Genomic DNA, 18469 nt, shown 5'->3' with positions numbered 1-18469 from the left:
GCGCGCGTTCTGCGCAACCCCGATTGACCTTTCGGGCGCACCGTCTTTAATGGCGGATCAGACAAGGACACCGGCAAGATGACAGAGGCGACCCAGATCCTTGAGGAAATGAACGACCGCTCCCGCGAGGTGTTCCGCCGCGTGGTCGAAAGCTATCTGGCCACGGGCGATCCCGTCGGTTCGCGCACCCTGACCCGCGACATGAGCGAAAAGGTCAGCGCCGCCACGATCCGCAACGTGATGCAGGATCTGGAATATCTCGGCCTGCTCGACAGCCCGCATATCAGCGCTGGGCGGGTGCCGACGCAACAAGGCTTGCGGATGTTCGTCGATGGCCTGCTTGAGGTGAGCGACCTGGACGGCCCTGACAGGCAGATGATCGACGACACGCTCAAAAGCAATTCCGATGATGTTCAGGGCGCGCTTGACCGGATCGGCTCGGCCTTGTCCGGCGTGACCCACGGCGCGTCGCTTGTCCTGACACCCAAGCGCGAGGCCCCGATCAAGCATATCGAATTTGTCGGTCTGGGGCATGACCGCGCTTTGGTGGTTCTGGTCTTTGCCGATGGCCATGTGGAAAACCGGATTTTCACGCCCCCGCCGGGCCAGACGCCCAGCTCCATGCGCGAGGCGGCCAATTTCCTCAACGCCCTGATCGAAGGCCGGACGCTGTCGGACCTGCAAACTGATATCGCCCGCCAGATCGAAGCGCGCCGTCAAGAGATTGATCAACTGGCACATTCCCTGGTGGAAAGCGGGCTGGCGGTCTGGGATGGCGAAAGCGCCAGTTATGAGCGGCTGATCGTCCGCGGCCGGTCGAATCTCCTCTCCGCCGAGGCCGAGGAGGGCGAGCTGGAGCGCATCAAGACCCTGTTCGACGATCTGGAGCGCAAGCGGGATATCGCCGAGTTCCTCGAATTGGCCGACGAAGGCGAAGGTGTGCGCATTTTTATCGGCTCTGAGAACAAACTTTTCTCACTTTCGGGTTCCTCTTTGGTGGTCTCTCCATATATGAACGCTGATCGAAAGATCATCGGTGCGGTCGGGGTCATCGGCCCCACGCGCCTGAACTACGGACGGATTGTGCCGATTGTGGATTACACGGCGCAATTGGTTGGCAAACTGATCGCCGACCGAAGGTAAAGGTGAAGAATGGCAGACCCGCAAGAACGCGACGACGACTTCCTCGAAAGCCTGGAAAAGGCGATGGAAGAAGAATTCGAGGACCAGATGGCCGAAATCACGAATGAAGAGGCCGAGATTGACGCGCTGCGCGCCGAACGCGACGCGTTGCAGGACAAATTCATGCGCGCCTTGGCCGAGGCTGAAAATGCCCGCAAGCGCTCTGACAAGGACCGCCGCGAAGCCGCGCAATATGGCGGCTCAAAACTCGCGCGCGATATGCTGCCGGTCTATGACAACATGAAACGGGCTCTCGAAGCGGCGACCGATGAACAAAAAGAGGTTTCCGCTGCTTTGATCGAAGGGATCGAGCTGACCATGCGCGAGCTTCGTAACGTGTTCGCCAAGCACGGCGTCACGGTGATCAGCCCCGAAGTGGGCGACCGCTTCGACCCGCAACTGCACGAAGCGATGTTCGAGGCCCCCCTGCCCGGCACCAAGGCCGGCGACATCATTCAGGTCTCTGCCGAAGGCTTCATGCTTCATGATCGTATCCTGCGCCCGGCGCAGGTTGGCGTCTCATCGCATACCGGATAAGATCAGGGGGCCGCTTCGGCCCCTTTTTCATCTGATGTGACTTCATGACCCGATTTCTGACGCCGTTCTTTGCCCTGCTTCTCCTCGCCCTGCCCGCACAGGCACAAACCTATCCCGAGTATGAGGAGATCTATGTCAACGATTTCGCGGATCTGCTCACCCCCGAAGAAGAGGCCGACATTCGCGCCGACCTGAAGGAACTGCGCGACAAGCGCGATATCGAGTTTACCGTCGTGACCATCAACTTGATGTTCGACTATGGCCACACCGGCGCGATCGAACCCTTCGCCACCGGACTTTTCAATTACTGGGGTGTGGGCAATGCGCGGCGCAACGACGGGGTGATGATGCTGATCTCCCGCTTTGACCGAAAGATGCGGATCGAGGTCGGTTCGGGCTACGACATCTCGCTGAATGCCCCGATGAAACGGATCATCGATAACGACATCACTCCGCATTTCAAGGCGGATAACTATCCAAAGGGCATCCGTCGCGGTGTGGACGCGGTAATCTACGAGCTCACCGGCGCCTATCCCGGTGCAATAGACGGCAACATCCTGCAAAAATCCTGGAGCACGGCTCGCCGTTGGGCCGAAATTCTGAAATGGGCGCTTTTGCCCATCGGAGGCGTGGCCGGTGGATTTGGGTTCTACCTCTACCGCCGGTTTCGCCGTTACCGTCCCCGGCGATGCCCCGTCGATGGCGGCAAGATGCAGCTTCTGGCCGAGCATTGGGATGACAAGCACCTCAAAGAGGGCGAGCGCCGCGAGGAAGAGCTGAAAAGCGTCGATTACGATGTCTGGATCTGCCCGGATTGCGAGCACCTGACCATTGAGGCCTATAAATCCTGGTTCAGCCGCTACAGCGCGTGCCGCGCCTGCGGCTACAAAACGCTCGAAGGCACCACCACGATCCTGCAAAGCGCGACGACCACCTCAACCGGGCGCAAACGGATCGACTATGAATGCCATCACTGCGATGAACAGTATTCCGTCACCAAGACCATCCCGAAAGTGTCGAAATCCTCGTCTTCCTCGGGCGGTTCGTCCAGCTTTGGCGGCGGCTCCTCCTCAGGCGGCGGCGCCAGCGGAAGCTGGTAAACTATCGCGGCACTTTCGCCTCTTCTGATTTCTCAAACACCAGAGTATCGCCATCCCAGGCGCGCATTTCCTGCTCGATCACAAAGGCCTCGGCCTCGCCCCGCATCCGCAGAATCAGCTCTGTGCGCACCCCCCAGTTTCCGCGGCCCAGCCCTCGCGACCAGGTAAATTCAACCCCGGCGCTGGCGGGATCATCGCGGTCGATCGTCCACCGCTCTGTCACCGCCTGTTCGGTGATCAGCCCGGTGCCCTGATCCTCACGCCGTCCCTGATCCCCGCTGATGATCAGCTCGATCCGGCCATCCTGATGGTCGATCCACTCTTTGCTTTCCGCACCTTCGCGTAACTGCCTGCTGTCCCGTGTCGGCACGGGCGGCGGCGCGTCAAAAGCAATCTCCTGCCCCATCCCCTCGTAGACCGGCAGGTTCAGCGCCCCGGCGGTCACCGTCAGGGTGAACGCCTTCCCCTCGGGCCAGCAATAGGGCCAATAACTGCTGCACAGGGCCAGCCGCAACCGATGCCCCTTCGGCAACCGATAGGCAGAATGATCAAGCCTGAACGAGACGGTCACCGCCTCCCCCGGTACCATCGGCTCCTTACGGTCAAACCCGTTGCGATGTTGCAGGTTCAGCATGCCGAGACTGATCAGCGCGACGGTCCCGTCGGGCCGGACATCGCACAGCCGGGCAATCACCTGACCGCATTCCGCGTCGCTCGCCAGGGTCAGCGTCACCTCCGGCGCGCCGATCAGGTTCATATCCTCTTCCAGCACCGCGCCGTCAAAGCACAGGCTTCGCGCGTCATCGACGCTCTGATCCCCCGGAAGCTCGCCTGGCCCAAAGCCAAAGGGAAAATACTCCCCGCTTGCCCGCCCGATGGTCAGATCAGTCTCTATCTCTGCCTGAAACGGCTCTGCTTTGCCCAAAGATCCCGCGCCCAGACCAAGGGTGAGAGGGCGAACATCCGTCGACGGCCAGTCCGGCAGCCCGATCCACCGCCCCGGCCGTTCCTTCAGCGCGGGATCGGGCCGCACGCTGTCCATCACATAGGCGCGATAGGCCGGGTCATCCTCCGCGCCATTCTCGATGCCCTTCAACCAGCGGTCCCACCAGCGCAGCGCAAGCCCAAGGTAATCAATCCGCGGCTCGATCGTGCTGATATGCGGATATTTGTGGATCCACGGGCCCATGATCCCCTGTACCACGCCGCTTGCGTTTTCCAGCATCGCCGCCATCGCGTTGCGATACCCGTCATGTTGACCGCCGATCACCAGTACCGCCGCCTCGAACTGGTCATAGCTTTCGCAGACCGATCCGTGCTCCCAATAGGCATCGCGGTCGCTATGTGCGGTCCAGCGTTCGGCCACAAACGGCGCGTTTTCGAGCCTGTTCAACCAGCTTTCGCGCCAATCCTCGCGCAGTTTCGGATCGGCGGGCACTGAAAACCACGAGGCCGCCGTTGCCGCCCAACCCGGATTCTCGCCCAGTTGAATACCGCCCTTATAGTGGATGTCATCCGTATAGCGGTTCACCGTCGTGCCGATGCTGATCACCGCCTTCAGCGCCTCGGGTCGTCGCGCCGCGATCTGCATCCCGTTGAACCCGCCCCAGCTGATCCCTTGCATCCCCACATTGCCATTGCACCACGGCTGCGCAGCGATCCAGGCGATGATGTCCTCCCCGTCCTGAAGCTCCTGCTCCGAATACTCGTCATCATACAGCCCTTCGCTGTCGCCACAGCCGCGCCGGTCCACCCGCAGGCAGGCATAGCCCTGCTCGGCAAACCAGGGATGCATTGTATCGTCCCGGTCAATCGTGCCATCGGATTTGCGATAGGGCAGATATTCCAGAATGGCCGGAACAGGCTCTGATTCAGCCTCATCCGGTATCCAGACCCGCGCCGACAGCCGCGTGCCGTCGGGCAGCGGAATACCGAAATCCATCTCATGTTTCATTTGATCAGCCCTTTGAGCTCATAAATAAGATCCAGCGCCTGCTTCGCGGTCAACTCATCCGGAAGCACCTCCTTCAGCCGGTCTTCGACAGCCGATTCCTTTGCAATGGGCGCAGCCGGCGCTGGTGTGGCGGCAAAAAGCGGCAGGTCGTCGATCAGTGCCTCGCGCGCCCCGCCGCCTTCGCGTTCGCCCTCTTCCAGCGCGTCCAGAACCACGCGCGCGCGATTCACCACCGCCTCTGGCAGCCCAGCCAGCTTGGCCACCTGCACGCCATAGCTCCGGTCCGCCGCGCCGCGCCGCACCTCATGCAGGAAAATCACGTCGCCCTCATGCTCCTTGACTGTCACGGTCGCGTTGTCGACCCGCTCCAGCGTATCGCTGAGATTGGTCATCTCGTGGTAATGCGTGGCAAACAGCGCCCGGCAGCCATTGACCTCGTGCAGATGTTCCAGCGTCGCCCAGGCAATGCTCAACCCGTCATAGGTTGCCGTGCCCCGCCCGATTTCATCAAGAATAACAAAGGCATGATCGTCTGCCTGGTTCAGGATCGCGGCGGTTTCCACCATCTCGACCATGAAGGTCGACCGCCCCCGCGCCAGGTCGTCCGAGGCACCGACGCGGCTGAACATCTGGCTGACCATACCGATATGCGCCGCCCGCGCCGGAACAAAAGAGCCGATCTGCGCCAGCAGCGCGATCAGCGCATTCTGCCGCAGAAAGGTGGACTTACCCGCCATGTTCGGCCCGGTCAGAAGCCAGATGTCGCTTCCCTGACCCAGGTCGCAATCATTGGCAATGAACGGCGCGCCACCCTGCGCGCGCAACGCCTGTTCCACCACCGGATGCCGCCCGCCCTCAATCTGCAGGGTGCGACTGTCATCCACCTTCGGACGGCACCAATCCTCGCCCTGTGCCAGATCGGCCAGCGCTGTGGCCAGATCCAGCTCCGCCAGACCGCGTGCGGCTTGTGCAATCTCTGCGGATTGGTCCAGAATGGCGTCTTTCAGGCTGGAATAGAGCCGTTTTTCGATCTCCAGCGCCCGACCCCCGGCATTGAGGATCTTGGTTTCCATCTCGCTCAAGGGAAGTGTGGTAAACCGCACCTGATTGGCCGTGGTCTGCCGATGCTTGAAGGTCTCGTTCAGCGGGGCTGACAGCATCTTGTCCGCATGGGTCGAGGTCACTTCGACAAAATAACCCAGTACGTTGTTATGCTTGATCTTGAGGCTCTGAATACCGGTCAGCGCGGCATATTCGCTCTGCATTCCGGCAATCACCCCGCGCCCTTCGTCGCGCAGTTGCCGCGCCTCGTCCAGCTCCGCATCGTAACCCGGTGCGATGAACCCGCCATCGCGCGCGAGCAAGGGCGGCTCGGCCACCAGCGCCTGATCCAACAGGTCAAGCAAAGCGTCATGCCCGGTCAGACCCGCGCGCGCCTCCTCCAAAAGCGATGGAAGATCGGCCTCTGCCAGCCGTTCGGCAATCGCCCCGGCCTGCTCCAGCCCGTTGCGCACCGCGGCCAGATCCCTCGGTCCGCCCCGGTCCAGCCCCAGCCGCGACAGCGCGCGGTCCAGGTCCGGCACCTTGCGCAGCGCCTCGCGCAGATCGGCCGAAATGCGACTCTGTTCCAGCGTAAAACCAATCGCATCCAGCCGCGCATGGATCACATCCAGCTGCCGCGAGGGCGAGGACAAACGCCGCTCCAAGAGCCGCCCGCCCCCCGCGGTCACCGTCCGGTCAATGGCGGACAGTAAAGAGCCGGATCGCCCGCCATTCAGATTATGCGTCAGTTCCAGATTGCGGCGCGTGGCGGCGTCGATCTGCATCACCCGCGCTTCCGCCTCGCGCTGTGGCGGACGCATTAGCGGCAGTTTGCCCTTCTGCGTGATCTCCAGATAGTCGACGATCGCGCCCATCGCGGCCAGCTCGGCCCGACTGAACGCCCCGAACGCCTCCAACGTGCTTACCTCGAAGAGCGCACAAAGCCGCCCCTCGCCATTGGTGCTGTCAAATGACGCCGCCCCCAGCGGTGTCAGCGCCGCGCCGCTCTCCTCGATAACCTCGGCCAGGGCGCCCATATCGCCATCGGCCACGATCACCTCGCTCGGCCGCAGCCGCGCCAGTTCCGGCCCCAGCCGCGCCGCCGTCAGCGGCATCACGTGAAACGCCCCGGTCGAGATATCCACCCAGGCCAGCGCCGCCTGCCCGCGCACCTCCGCGAAACTGGCCAGGAAATTGTGCCGCCGCGCGTCCAGCAGGCTTTCCTCGGTCAATGTCCCCGGCGTGACCAGCCGCACGACATCGCGCCGCACCACCGCCTTTGACCCGCGTTTCTTTGCCTCTGCCGGGTCTTCCATCTGCTCACAGACGGCCACGCGAAACCCCTTGCGGATCAGCGTCAGAAGGTACCCTTCGGCCGAATGCACCGGCACACCGCACATGGCGATATCCTCGCCCAGGTGCTTGCCCCGCTTGGTCAGCGCAATATCCAGCGCCGCCGACGCCGCCACGGCGTCGTCAAAGAACAACTCATAAAAATCGCCCATCCGATAGAACAAGAGCGCCTCCGGATACCCGGCCTTGATCTCCAGATATTGCGCCATCATCGGCGTCACGGCAGATTTGGCAGACGTCACGAGCACCCCCCTTGGTCCCTGCCCGCGACCTTACAAAGCCCTCTGCTGCGACGAAAGGCCAAACCGTGTTTCTGTTGAGCCTTGGCGTGCGGGGGGCTATGAACATCCGGACCGAGACTCGAGGACAGGTGAGAGAATGCCCAAACCCAAGTTTACCCCCGAAGAGGCGCTCGCCTTTCACCTTGAGCCGACCCCCGGCAAGTTCGAGATTCACGCCACCGTGCCGATGACCACACAGCGGGACCTGAGCCTGGCCTATTCCCCCGGTGTCGCCGTGCCTTGCATGGCCATCGCCGAGAACCCCGAGACGGCGTATGACTACACCAACAAGGGCAACCTTGTCGCGGTGATTTCCAACGGCACGGCGGTGCTGGGCCTTGGCAATCTGGGCGCGCTGGGCTCCAAGCCGGTGATGGAGGGCAAGGCGGTCCTGTTCAAACGCTTCGCCGATGTGAACTCCATCGACATCGAGCTGGATACCGAAGACCCCGACGCTTTCATCAACGCCGTACGCCTGATGGGGCCGACCTTCGGCGGGATCAACCTCGAAGACATCAAGGCGCCTGAATGTTTCATCATCGAGCAGCGCCTCAAGGAAGAGATGGATATTCCCGTCTTCCATGATGATCAGCACGGCACGGCGGTGATCTGTGCGGCGGGTCTGATCAATGCGCTGCACATCTCGGACAAGAAGATCGAGGATGTGAAGATCGTGCTCAACGGGGCAGGGGCCGCGGGCATCGCCTGTATCGAGCTGCTGAAATCCATGGGCGCGCGGCATGACAATTGCATCGTCTGCGACACCAAGGGCGTGATCTATCAGGGCCGCACCGAGGGCATGAACCAGTGGAAATCGGCCCATGCGGTCAAAACCGAACTGCGCACGCTCGAAGAGGCCATGAAAGGCGCCGATGTCTTCCTTGGCGTGTCGGTCAAAGGGGCGGTGACCGAGGATATGGTTGCCTCCATGGCCGAAAACCCGGTGATCTTCGCCATGGCCAACCCCGACCCCGAGATCACGCCGGAAGAGGCGCAGGCGATCCGCCCCGATGCCATCGTCGCCACCGGGCGGTCGGACTATCCCAACCAGGTCAATAACGTGCTGGGCTTTCCCTATCTTTTCCGGGGCGCGCTTGATGTGCATGCCCGCGCCATCAATGACGAGATGAAAATCGCCTGCGCTGAGGCTCTGGCCAAGCTGGCCCGCGCCGATGTCCCCGACGAGGTCGCCATGGCCTATGGACGCAAGCTCAGCTTCGGGCGCGACTACATCATTCCAGCGCCGTTCGATCCGCGTCTCATTCACACCATCCCGCCCGCCGTGGCCCGCGCCTGTATGGACACCGGCGCCGCGCGTCGGCCCATTGTCGATATGGACGCCTATGAACTGGCGCTCAAATCGCGGCTTGATCCGACGGCGACGATCCTGCGCTCGATCAATGCCCGCGCCCGCAATGCCCAGGCGCGGATGATCTTTGCCGAAGGCGATGACCCCCGCGTGCTCCGTGCCGCCGTGCAATATCAGCGCTCGGGGCTGGGGCAGGCCATCGTTGTCGGCCGTGACAACGATGTGCGCGAGAAACTCGAAGCGGCGGGCCTTGGCGATGCCGCCTATGAGCTGAAGATCGTCAATGCCGCCAAGACCGACCATTTCGCCGATTACAAAAGCTTCCTCTATTCCCGGCTTCAGCGCAAAGGCTTTGACCGTCACGACATTCACCGCCTCGCCGCGCGTGACCGGCATGTGTTTGCCTCGCTCATGCTCGCCCACGGACATGGCGACGGGCTGATCACCGGGGCCACCCGCAAATCCGCCTATGTGCTGAACCTGATCAACCATGTGTTCGATGCCGATGCCCATCATGGCGCGGTGGGCGTCACGGCGCTCTTGCACAAGGGGCGGATCGTGCTGATTGCCGATACGCTCGTGCATGAATGGCCCGACGAAGAGGACCTTGCCAATATCGCCGAACGCTCCGCCGGGGTGGCGCGGCACCTGGGGCTTGAGCCGCGCGTCGCGTTTGTCAGCTTCTCCACCTTCGGCTATCCGCGCTCCGAACGGGCCGAAAAGATGCTGCGCGCTCCGCAGGTTCTGGAAAAGCGCGGCGTCGATTTCGAATTCGAAGGCGAGATGACCGTCGATGTGGCGCTCAACCCGACCGCGCAAGAGAATTACCCGTTCCAGCGCCTGACCGGCCCGGCGAATATCCTTGTTGTCCCTGCGCGGCACTCCGCCTCGATCTCGGTCAAACTGATGCAGGAGATGGCGGGCGCCACCGTGATCGGCCCGATCCTCACCGGCGTCGATGCGTCAATCCAGATCTGTTCGCAATCCTCTACCGCCAACGATATCCTCAACATGGCCGTTCTGGCCGCCTGCAAGGTGGAGTGATCCGGGGGGTCGCGCGATGATCTATACACTGGGGTCGATCAACGCCGATTACATCTATCGCGTGCCTCACCTGCCCGCCCCGGGCGAGACGCTGGCAGCAACCCATCTCAGCCGCGAACTGGGCGGCAAGGGGGCCAATCAATCCGTCGCCGTGGCCCGCGCCGGGCGCGGGGTGTCACATATCGGTGCGGTCGGGCAGGATGGCGGCTGGGCCGTGACCGCGCTCGAAGGCTACGGCGTGGATTGCACCCATGTCGCAACCGTCGATGCCCCCACCGCTCATGCAATCATCAATGTCGATCCATCGGGGGAAAACGCGATTGTCATCTTCCCCGGCGCCAACCGGGAACAGTCTCTAACCCGCCTCGATATGGCCCTCACACATGCCGAACCCGGCGATTATCTTCTCCTGCAGAACGAGACGAACCTACAGGCCGAGGCCGCCCAACTGGCGAAATTGAAAGGCATGACCGTCGTCTATTCCGCCGCGCCCTTTGCCGCCGACGCGGTGCAGGCGGTGCTGGATCATGTCGATATTCTGGTGATGAACGCCGTCGAGGCCGCACAGCTCACCGCGGCGCTGGGCATATCGGCGGCGGACCTCCCCGTTTCGGCGATGATTGTCACCCGCGGCGCTGACGGCGCGGACTGGATCGCGCAAGGTCAGACAACACATGTGCCCGCCCTGCCCGCCGATCCGGTCGATACCACCGGCGCCGGCGATTGCTTTATCGGCTACACCATCGCCGGGCTGGATGAGGGCCTGTCTCCGCAGGACGCGATGCGCCTCGGGGCTGCCGCGTCCGCTCTTCAGGTACAGCGCCCCGGCACTGCAGGCGCCATTCCCAGCCGCGCGGATGTGAACGCCCTGCTCAATACTTCGCGGTAAAGGGCGCCTCGCTGCCCCAAAGCTGCTGCACCCGTGCATCGCGCCCGCAGGCCTGACGATAGCGCTTGTAGGCTTCGGATTGCTTCTTGGGGCCGAACCGCGTCACCACGATCTTTTTGCCCTTGTAGTAATCCTGATGATAATCCTCCGCCGGATAGAAGGTGGATGTGTCCAGAATTGGCGTGACGATCTTTTTGCCCAGCACGGCCTGCGCTTCGGCCTTTTCAACCTCGGCAAGCTGCTTTTCCGCTGAGTTAGAGACGAAAACGGCCGTGCGATAGCTGTCCCCCCGGTCACAGAACTGGCCGCCTGCATCGGTGGGATCGACCGAGCGGAAGAACATGTGCAAAAGCTGCTCGCGGCTCACCTTGCTCGGGTTGTAAATGATCTTCGCGGCTTCGTAGTGCCCGGTACCGCCCTTGGTCACGTCGCGATAGCTGGGGTCTTTCTTGGTCCCCCCGGTATAGCCCGAGATCACCTCTTTCACGCCCTTGACGGACTCGAAATCGCTTTCGACGCACCAGAAGCACCCGCCGGCAACGATCAGCTCTTCGGTGCCCGCCGCCTTGGCCGTACCGCTTTGCACGCACAGCCCCGCAGCGATCAGCCCCGCCAGGGCCAAGGCTTTCAGATCCCGCAATTTCAAAATCATCTTCGCGCCCTCCATGAGTTGCCCCGATCATGCCGCTGTCACCACCGGTTGCAAAGTCACAGGATGGCGAGGTCACGCGCCCGTGAGAGGATTTTACCCCTTGGCATCGTTCAGGCCCGCCCCTAGCGTGCGGCTGTAACAAAGGGGGCCCCATGACCGACCATCAGACCACCCATCAGGCCGCCGAAGACGCGCGGAATGAAACACTTCTTCTGTGGCTCAATGGCCGGATCGTTCCCAAGGCCGAGGCGCTGGTCAGCGTGTATGACAGCGGCTTCATGCTGGGCGATGGCGTGTGGGAGGGGCTCCGGCTCTATGACGGCACCTGGGCCTTCGCGGATGAACATCTCGACCGGCTGTTCGAGGCCGCGAAGGCGATCGACCTCGATATCGGCATGTCCCGGGCCGAAGTGATGCAGGCCCTGCTCGACACGCAAGCCGCCAATGACATGCACAGCGATGCCCATGCCCGCCTGATGGTCACGCGCGGGGTCAAGACCCGGCCGTTTCAACATCCCTCGCTCAGCCAGCAGGGCCCGACCATCACGATCATCATGGAACATTCCAAACCCAGGATCGCGCGCCCCATTCGCCTGGCCACCGTGCCGCATATCCGCGGCCTGCCGATGACGCAGGATCCCAAGCTGAACTCGCATTCCAAGCTCAACTGCATCCTCGCCTGCATCGCCGCCGAAAAGGCAGGCGCGGACGAGGCGCTGATGCTGGATATCCATGGTTTCGTGAACACCACCAATGCCTGCAATTTCTTCATCGTGCGCAAGGGCGAGGTCTGGACCAGTACGGGCGATTACTGCATGAACGGGATCACGCGCCAGAAGGTGATCGACCTCTGCCGCGCCAATGACATCCCGGTGTATGAGCGTAATTATTCCCTCGTCGATACCTATGGCGCGGATGAGGCGTTTCTCACCGGCACATTCGGCGCGCAAACCCCGGTGGGCCAGATCGACGGCCGCGTGATCGGAGACGGCCTGCAAGGGCCGGTGACGACCCGCATTCAGGGGCTCTACAAGGCTCTGATTCAGCGGGAAACGGCCTGACCCATGCGGATCGCCATGTGGTCCGGGCCGCGTAACCTCTCGACGGCGATGATGTACAGCTTCGGCGCCCGCGCCGATATGGCGGTGGTGGACGAGCCGTTTTATGCGGCCTATCTGGCGATGACCGGTCTCGATCACCCGATGCGGAACGAGATCCTGGCATCACAGCCGACGGACCCCTCTCAGGTCGTGACCGACCTGCTCGGAACAATCCCGGACGGCAAGCCGCATTTCTATCAGAAACACATGTCCCAGCACATGATCGACGGGGTGCCCCGCGACTGGACCCGCGAGGTGACAAATGTTTTCCTCATCCGCCATCCCGCCCGTGTCGCCGCCAGCTTTGCCGCCAAATATGAGAACCCCGGCCTGATGGATATCGGCTTTGTCCAGCAGGCCGAGCTGTTTCAACAGCTTCTCGATGCGGGGCAGCAGCCTGTCGTGATCGACAGCCATGACATCCGCGACGATCCCGAGCGCATGCTCAGACGGCTTTGCGATGCCATTGGCCTGCCCTGGGATCCGGCGATGCTGCACTGGCCCGAAGGGGGCCACAAGGATGACGGTGTCTGGGCTGAGCATTGGTATGGCGCGGTGCATCGCAGCACCGGATTTGCCCGGAAAGAGGGCGAATTGCCCAGTGTTAGAGACACATTGGCGGACCTGGCCGAGGCCGCGATGCCCTATTACGAGGCGCTCAAAAGTCACAAACTCTAGGCTTTTCCCCGTAACTTTCGTGCCCTGCCGCCCCATATCCCTGACATGAACAGACGTGACTTTGGAAAAATGGTGCTTGGCTCAGGTATCGCTGCGGCGGTGCCGGTGTCGGGCATGGCCGGGGCCGCCGCAGCCTCGGCCCAGCGTAGCAAATACATCTTTGCCGTGGCACTCGCCCATAACCGCACCGATGTGTCGGCCGACATGATTTCGGAGATGTTCAACGTCCGCCCCGGCATCGCGCGTGGCTTCATCCGCAAGATGGTCCGCAACGGCGTGGTGGATGCACCCAATGCCGACGGCATCGCCCGGCTCGCCAAACCGCTGCAACGGATCGTGCCCGAGGTGGTCGCCTACAAGCCCGGCGGCGGCTACGTGGTGAAGGGGCCGCTTGACGAGATCACCGCCAAGGCGAAAGAGGCGGCCAAGCGGCTGCTCAACGAGGCGGATGAAGATCTCGTTACCGAACCGGACGCGACATATCCGCCCGATTCGCCGATTGTACAAAATCAGGGGTCGGATTGTACAAAACGTACAAAATCCGTCAGCCCTTCAGACGCCGATCCCGTGCCGCCAGAAGCTTCAGACGAAGCGCATTCAGCTGGATGAATCCGGCCGCGTCTTTCTGATCGTAGGCACCCGCATCCTCCTCGAAGGTCACATGCGCCTCGGAATAGAGCGAATGGTCTGACCAACGCCCCACCGTGCGCGCCGACCCCTTGTAAAGCTTGAGCCTGACAGTGCCGGTCACATGCGCCTGCGAGGCATCAATGGCCGCTTGCAGCATCTCGCGTTCGGGGCTGAACCAGAACCCGTTATAGATCAGCTCCGCATAGCGCGGCATCAGCTCATCCTTCAGATGCGCCGCTCCCCGGTCGAGCGTGATGCTTTCGATCCCGCGATGCGCCTCCAGCAGGATCGTGCCACCGGGGGTTTCATAGATGCCGCGTGACTTCATTCCGACAAACCGGCCTTCGACCAGATCGAGCCGCCCAATGCCATGCTTGCCGCCATATTCGTTCAGCTTTGTCAGCAGGTTAGCAGGGCTCAGCGCCTCGCCATTGATGCTGACCGCGTCGCCTTTTTCAAAGCCGATCTCGATGAATTCCGGCGTGTCCGGCGCGTCTTCGGGATGCACCGTGCGCTGATAGACATAGTCGGGCGCGGCCTCGGCCGGGTCTTCCAGAACCTTGCCTTCGGACGAGGTGTGGAGCAGGTTCGCATCCACTGAAAACGGCGCTTCGCCGCGCTTGTCCTTGGCGATGGGGATCTGGTTTTTCTCAGCGAAATCAATCAGCTTGGTGCGGCTGGTCAGGTCCCATTCGCGCCAGGGGGCGATCACCTTGATCTCGGGGTTCAGCGCATAGGCCGCCAGTTCAAACCGGACCTGATCATTGCCCTTGCCGGTCGCGCCATGGGCCACGGCATCGGCGCCGGTTTCTTCGGCGATCTCGACCAGCCGCTTGGAGATCAGCGGGCGCGCGATGGACGTGCCCAGCAGATACAGCCCCTCATACACCGCATTGGCACGGAACATCGGAAACACGAAATCACGCACGAACTCTTCGCGCACATCCTCGATAAAGATGTTTTCTTCTTTGATTCCAAGCAGTTTCGCCTTCGCGCGCGCCGGTTCCAGCTCTTCTCCCTGGCCCAGGTCAGCGGTGAAGGTCACCACCTCGCAACCGTATTCGGTTTGCAGCCATTTCAGGATGATCGAGGTATCGAGGCCACCGGAATAGGCCAGCACGACTTTCTTGGGCGCGGACATGGGCAATCCTTCTCATGCGAATGATGCGCTGGCGCTTATCGGGTTTTTGACCTCTGAGCAAGGGCAGGGGTTGCAAGGGAGGCCTGCCTGCGGCACTGCTGATCCCCATGAGCGAGTTTCAGACCCGAGTGCGCGCCGCCGAGGCGCTTATGCGCGACATGTTCCGGCGCACCCCGCTGCACAAGAACGTGCATTTGTCCGAACGGTACGGGGCCGAGATTTACCTCAAGCGCGAAGATACGACGCCGGTGCGCTCCTACAAGCTGCGCGGGGCGTTCAACGCGATGCGCAAGGCGCTGGAGGCCCGGCCGGGCATCGCGCAGTTTGTCTGTGCCAGTGCCGGCAACCATGCGCAGGGGGTGGCCTATATGTGTCGCTCTCTGGGCGTGAAAGGCGTTATTTTCATGCCTGTGACAACGCCCGAGCAGAAGATTTCCAAGACCAGGAATTTCGGCGGTGATCAGGTGACGATCCGCCTTGTGGGCGACTATTTCGACGACACGCTGGCCAACGCACAAGCCTATTGCGCCGAGGTCGAGGGGCATTTCCTGTCGCCTTTTGACGATGAGGACGTGATCGAAGGTCAGGCGACCGTGGCCGCCGAGATCGAAAGCCAGCTCAAACGCCTGCCGGACCGGATCATCATGCCGGTGGGCGGTGGTGGTTTGTCGGCCGGCGTGCGCAGCTATCTGGGCGACCGGGTCAGGTTCACCTTGGTCGAACCGTCGGGCGGAGCGTGCTTGAATGCCGCGCTCAAGGCCGGTGCGCCGATGCGCCTGCCGCATGTGGACAGCTTTGCCGATGGTGCGGCGGTGGCACAGATCGGGCAAAAACCGTTTGAGCGGTTGCGCGATCTCGATCTGGCGGACTCGGTGGTGGTGTCCGAGGACCGGTTGTGCACCACGATGATGGAGTTTCTGAATGTCGAAGGCATCGTACTGGAACCGGCCGGTGCGCTGAGCATTGATGCGCTCAAGGATGTGGCCGATCAGATCAGGGGCAAGCGCGTCGTTTGCGTCACTTCCGGCGGCAACTTCGATTTTGAGCGTTTGCCCGAGGTCAAGGAGCGCGCCCTGCGCTATTCCGGGGTGAAGAAATACTTTGTCCTGCGGATGCCGCAACGCCCCGGCGCGCTGAAGGATTTCCTGACCATGCTGGGGCCGGATGATGACATTGCCCGGTTTGAATACCTCAAGAAATCGGCGCGCAATTTCGGCTCTGTCCTGATCGGGATCGAGACGAGCAAGCCTGAGAATTTCGACGGTCTTTTCGCCCGCCTGCTCGAAGCCGGGTTCGATTATCGCGATATCACCAGCGATTCCGTGCTGGCGGAGTTCCTGATCTAAGGCGTTTCACCCTAACCTTGGGCCGCACCGCTTTAGGCGGCGAATTTTTCGTCAAGCTGCGCCAGAAACACCGCTTTGGATTCCTGGTAAATGGCGACGACCGCGTTCAGATCAATCGCGGCATAATCCCCCGCAGCGGCGGCTGTTTCCCCGCTCTGACACAGCCCGGAGAACGCCTGAAACCCGAGATTGAGCGCACTGCCTTTGAGAAATTGCAGATGGGCCTCGATCGTGTCATCGGCCACGCCGCCTGGGATCACGGCAATCACCTCTTCCACCTCTTCAAGGAAGATCTCGACCACTTCGGCAAAATCCTCGGCGCCGATTTCATCGCGCAATTCTTCAACCCGGCTCCAGTCGATCATGATCTCTTGTCCTGTTCTGCACCCGGTCAATGTGCTGCCGGGGGATTAAGGCGGTGTTTCCGGCGGTGCAAAATCTTTTGAAAATTTGAACATTCACCAGTGGTTAAGGGCCTTTGGGGTATGGCGCAGGGGTCAGAGTGAAAGTGAGATATGTGCGAGACCTGAACGAGCAGCCTGCGACACCAAGCGGCGACGGCGCGGTGATCCGTGATGTTCTGGTGGTGGATGACAGCCGTTTGCAAAGAAAGATCCTGTCGTCTTCCCTCAAGCGCTGGGGGTTTTCCGTGCGCGAGGCGGAGGCCGGGCAAGAGGCGCTGTTGTTGTGTGAAACCCACCCGCCGGACCTGGTGCTGAGCGACTGGATGATGCCCGGGATGAGCGGTCCGGACTTCTGCCGCGCCTTCCGGGCGATGGACCGTGAACGCTATGGTTATTTCATCCTGCTGACTTCGAAGAGCGAGAAGTACGAAATAGCGCATGGGCTGGATGCCGGCGCCGACGATTTTCTGACGAAGCCGGTGAATGCCCCCGAGTTGCGCGCGCGGATTGCGGCGGGCGAACGTATCCTGAGGATGGAGCGGGAGCTGGGCGAAAAGAACCGGCTGATCAAATCCACGCTCGACGAGTTGCAGGCGCTTTATGACCTGCTGGATAACGATCTGATCGAGGCCAAGAAACTGCAGCAGTCGCTTGTTTCGGACCGGTACCGGGATTTTGGCTATGCCGATGTATCGCTCATGCTGCAATCCAGCGGGCATGTGGGCGGCGACCTGGTGGGCATGTTCCAGGTGAGCGATCTGCGTATCGGTCTTTATGGGATCGATGTGTCGGGCCATGGCATCAGCTCGGCGCTGATGACGGCACGGCTGGCGGGCTATCTTTCGGCCGCTGCCCCCGATCAGAATGTGGCGTTGCGCAAGACGCCGGGGAGCAGGTACGAGATGCGCCCCCCGGCAGAGACCGTCGCGATCCTCAACAAGCTCATTCTCGACGAGATGGAAACCGAGCTTTATTTCACGCTGCTTGTTGCGGATGTGCATCTGGATAGCGGCCGCGTGGTCATGGCGCAGGCGGGTCATCCCTGCCCCGCGCTGCAGCGAGCCGATGGATCGGTTGAGATGGTCGGCACCGGCGGCTTGCCCGTGGGGCTGATCGAAGGGGCGAGCTATGAGCAGTTCGAAGTCGCGCTTCGCCCCGGTGACCGGCTTTTGATTCAATCGGACGGGATCGTGGAATGCAGTGACACCAATGGCAGATTGCTGGGCGAAGAGGGGTTGGCCCGCATCCTGCGCGACCTGCGCCAGACCCGCGGGCCGGCCTGCCTGGAATCCTTGATCTGGAAGCTCAACACCTTCACGTCGGACCGGGATTTCGACGATGATGTTTCAGCCGTATTGCTGGAGTTCAAGCCCAGCCCATGTATCGGCTGACAAAGAAGCGATCGCCTTCGTTATACAGATCGCGTGTGGCCTGCTCGGGCGTAGCGAAGAGCGGGGTGTGATCCGTTTCGGTGGGCGGGCCAATGGGCCGCACCGGGTGCGCCACGTAGATCGAACAGACCTTCTCGGCCCACATGTCGTATTCGGGCATGAAGGTGAACCGGCGAAACGCGCCCAGGCGCAGCGGTTTCGCAATGGTCCAGCCGGTTTCTTCCATCACTTCGCGGTGCAGCGCATGGATGGGGCTTTCGCCCGGGTCGATGCCGCCGCCGGGCAGTTGCAGCTCGAAATGCGGGTCGTCCTGCCAGGTGAGCAAAAGCTGATCGCGCAGCGGCAGGATCGCGTAAACCCCATGTCGGACGCGATAGCTCTGGCCGGGCTCTGGCGTCTCTCCGAACCGTCTGATCATCTGTGCCCCCTTGGTGGCT

The 18469-nt window shown here is 61.9% G+C and carries 16 protein-coding genes; 10 read left to right on the top strand and 6 right to left on the bottom strand.

From position 1 onward, the window contains the following. The first annotated feature begins 78 nt into the window (after positions 1-78). From hrcA to EI983_RS18545, 3 genes are read left to right on the top strand one after another with little or no spacing between them, the layout of a single operon-like run. A complete protein-coding gene (gene hrcA / locus EI983_RS18555) occupies positions 79-1143 on the top strand; it encodes a heat-inducible transcriptional repressor HrcA (RefSeq protein ID WP_157708817.1) in 1065 nt (354 codons plus the stop codon). Between the two features lie 9 nt (positions 1144-1152). Continuing rightward, on the top strand, positions 1153-1719 hold the full coding sequence (locus EI983_RS18550; RefSeq protein WP_157708816.1) for a nucleotide exchange factor GrpE: 567 nt from the start codon (positions 1153-1155) through the stop codon (positions 1717-1719). Positions 1720-1763: 44 nt separating this feature from the next. Beyond that, a complete protein-coding gene (locus tag EI983_RS18545) occupies positions 1764-2819 on the top strand; it encodes a TPM domain-containing protein (protein ID WP_157708815.1) in 1056 nt (351 codons plus the stop codon). Position 2820: 1 nt separating this feature from the next. Here EI983_RS18545 and EI983_RS18540 read toward each other — a convergent pair whose 3' ends face one another. After that, positions 2821-4773, bottom strand: a complete 1953-nt coding sequence (locus EI983_RS18540; protein WP_157708814.1) for a CocE/NonD family hydrolase — start codon at positions 4771-4773, stop codon at positions 2821-2823. Then, positions 4770-7379, bottom strand: a complete 2610-nt coding sequence (gene mutS / locus EI983_RS18535; protein WP_157709161.1) for a DNA mismatch repair protein MutS — start codon at positions 7377-7379, stop codon at positions 4770-4772. The genes EI983_RS18540 and mutS overlap by 4 nt, the downstream gene beginning before the upstream one ends. 166 nt (positions 7380-7545) lie before the next feature. Here mutS and EI983_RS18530 point away from each other — a divergent pair, with 166 nt between their 5' ends. Beyond that, entirely contained in the window at positions 7546-9801 is a 2256-nt protein-coding gene (locus EI983_RS18530) for an NADP-dependent malic enzyme (protein WP_157708813.1), read from the top strand. 16 nt (positions 9802-9817) lie between these two features. Then, entirely contained in the window at positions 9818-10690 is an 873-nt protein-coding gene (locus EI983_RS18525) for a ribokinase (protein ID WP_157708812.1), read from the top strand. Here EI983_RS18525 and msrA read toward each other — a convergent pair. Beyond that, positions 10674-11342 (bottom strand): peptide-methionine (S)-S-oxide reductase MsrA, encoded by a 669-nt coding sequence (gene msrA, locus EI983_RS18520; RefSeq protein WP_198389343.1) that lies wholly within the window; start codon positions 11340-11342, stop codon positions 10674-10676. The two genes, EI983_RS18525 and msrA, sit on opposite strands and share 17 nt — an antisense overlap. A gap of 152 nt (positions 11343-11494) precedes the next feature. Between msrA and EI983_RS18515 the strand changes: the two genes are divergently transcribed. The 3 genes from EI983_RS18515 to EI983_RS18505 are packed head-to-tail and all read left to right on the top strand — an operon-like array spanning position 11495 to position 13729. After that, positions 11495-12403, top strand: coding sequence for a D-amino acid aminotransferase (locus tag EI983_RS18515; RefSeq protein ID WP_157708811.1), 909 nt, complete (start codon positions 11495-11497; stop codon positions 12401-12403). Between the two features lie 3 nt (positions 12404-12406). Continuing rightward, a complete protein-coding gene (locus EI983_RS18510) occupies positions 12407-13120 on the top strand; it encodes a sulfotransferase-like domain-containing protein (protein WP_157708810.1) in 714 nt (237 codons plus the stop codon). Positions 13121-13165: 45 nt separating this feature from the next. Continuing rightward, the gene (locus tag EI983_RS18505) at positions 13166-13729 is read left to right on the top strand and encodes a hypothetical protein (RefSeq protein WP_157708809.1); all 564 of its coding nucleotides are present in this window, start codon (positions 13166-13168) and stop codon (positions 13727-13729) included. On the opposite strand, the gene EI983_RS18500 is transcribed toward EI983_RS18505, so the two are convergent. Beyond that, the gene (locus tag EI983_RS18500) at positions 13665-14891 is read right to left on the bottom strand and encodes an argininosuccinate synthase (RefSeq protein ID WP_157708808.1); all 1227 of its coding nucleotides are present in this window, start codon (positions 14889-14891) and stop codon (positions 13665-13667) included. The two genes, EI983_RS18505 and EI983_RS18500, sit on opposite strands and share 65 nt — an antisense overlap. A 107-nt stretch (positions 14892-14998) precedes the next feature. On the opposite strand from EI983_RS18500, the gene ilvA reads away from it, so the two are divergent. Then, positions 14999-16237 (top strand): threonine ammonia-lyase IlvA, encoded by a 1239-nt coding sequence (gene ilvA, locus EI983_RS18495; RefSeq protein WP_157708807.1) that lies wholly within the window; start codon positions 14999-15001, stop codon positions 16235-16237. Positions 16238-16269: 32 nt separating this feature from the next. Here ilvA and EI983_RS18490 read toward each other — a convergent pair whose 3' ends face one another. Then, the gene (locus EI983_RS18490) at positions 16270-16602 is read right to left on the bottom strand and encodes an Hpt domain-containing protein (RefSeq protein WP_157708806.1); all 333 of its coding nucleotides are present in this window, start codon (positions 16600-16602) and stop codon (positions 16270-16272) included. Between the two features lie 143 nt (positions 16603-16745). On the opposite strand from EI983_RS18490, the gene EI983_RS18485 reads away from it, so the two are divergent. Beyond that, the gene (locus EI983_RS18485; protein WP_246162436.1) at positions 16746-18032 is read left to right on the top strand and encodes a PP2C family protein-serine/threonine phosphatase; all 1287 of its coding nucleotides are present in this window, start codon (positions 16746-16748) and stop codon (positions 18030-18032) included. On the opposite strand, the gene EI983_RS18480 is transcribed toward EI983_RS18485, so the two are convergent. Beyond that, entirely contained in the window at positions 18007-18450 is a 444-nt protein-coding gene (locus EI983_RS18480; RefSeq protein WP_157708805.1) for an NUDIX domain-containing protein, read from the bottom strand. The genes EI983_RS18485 and EI983_RS18480 overlap by 26 nt on opposite strands. Positions 18451-18469: the final 19 nt, after the last annotated feature.

This window comes from Roseovarius faecimaris (genome assembly GCF_009762325.1).
In the GTDB taxonomy this organism is placed as follows: domain Bacteria; phylum Pseudomonadota; class Alphaproteobacteria; order Rhodobacterales; family Rhodobacteraceae; genus Roseovarius; species Roseovarius faecimaris.
This window is presented reverse-complemented; position numbering and strand designations above follow the sequence as displayed.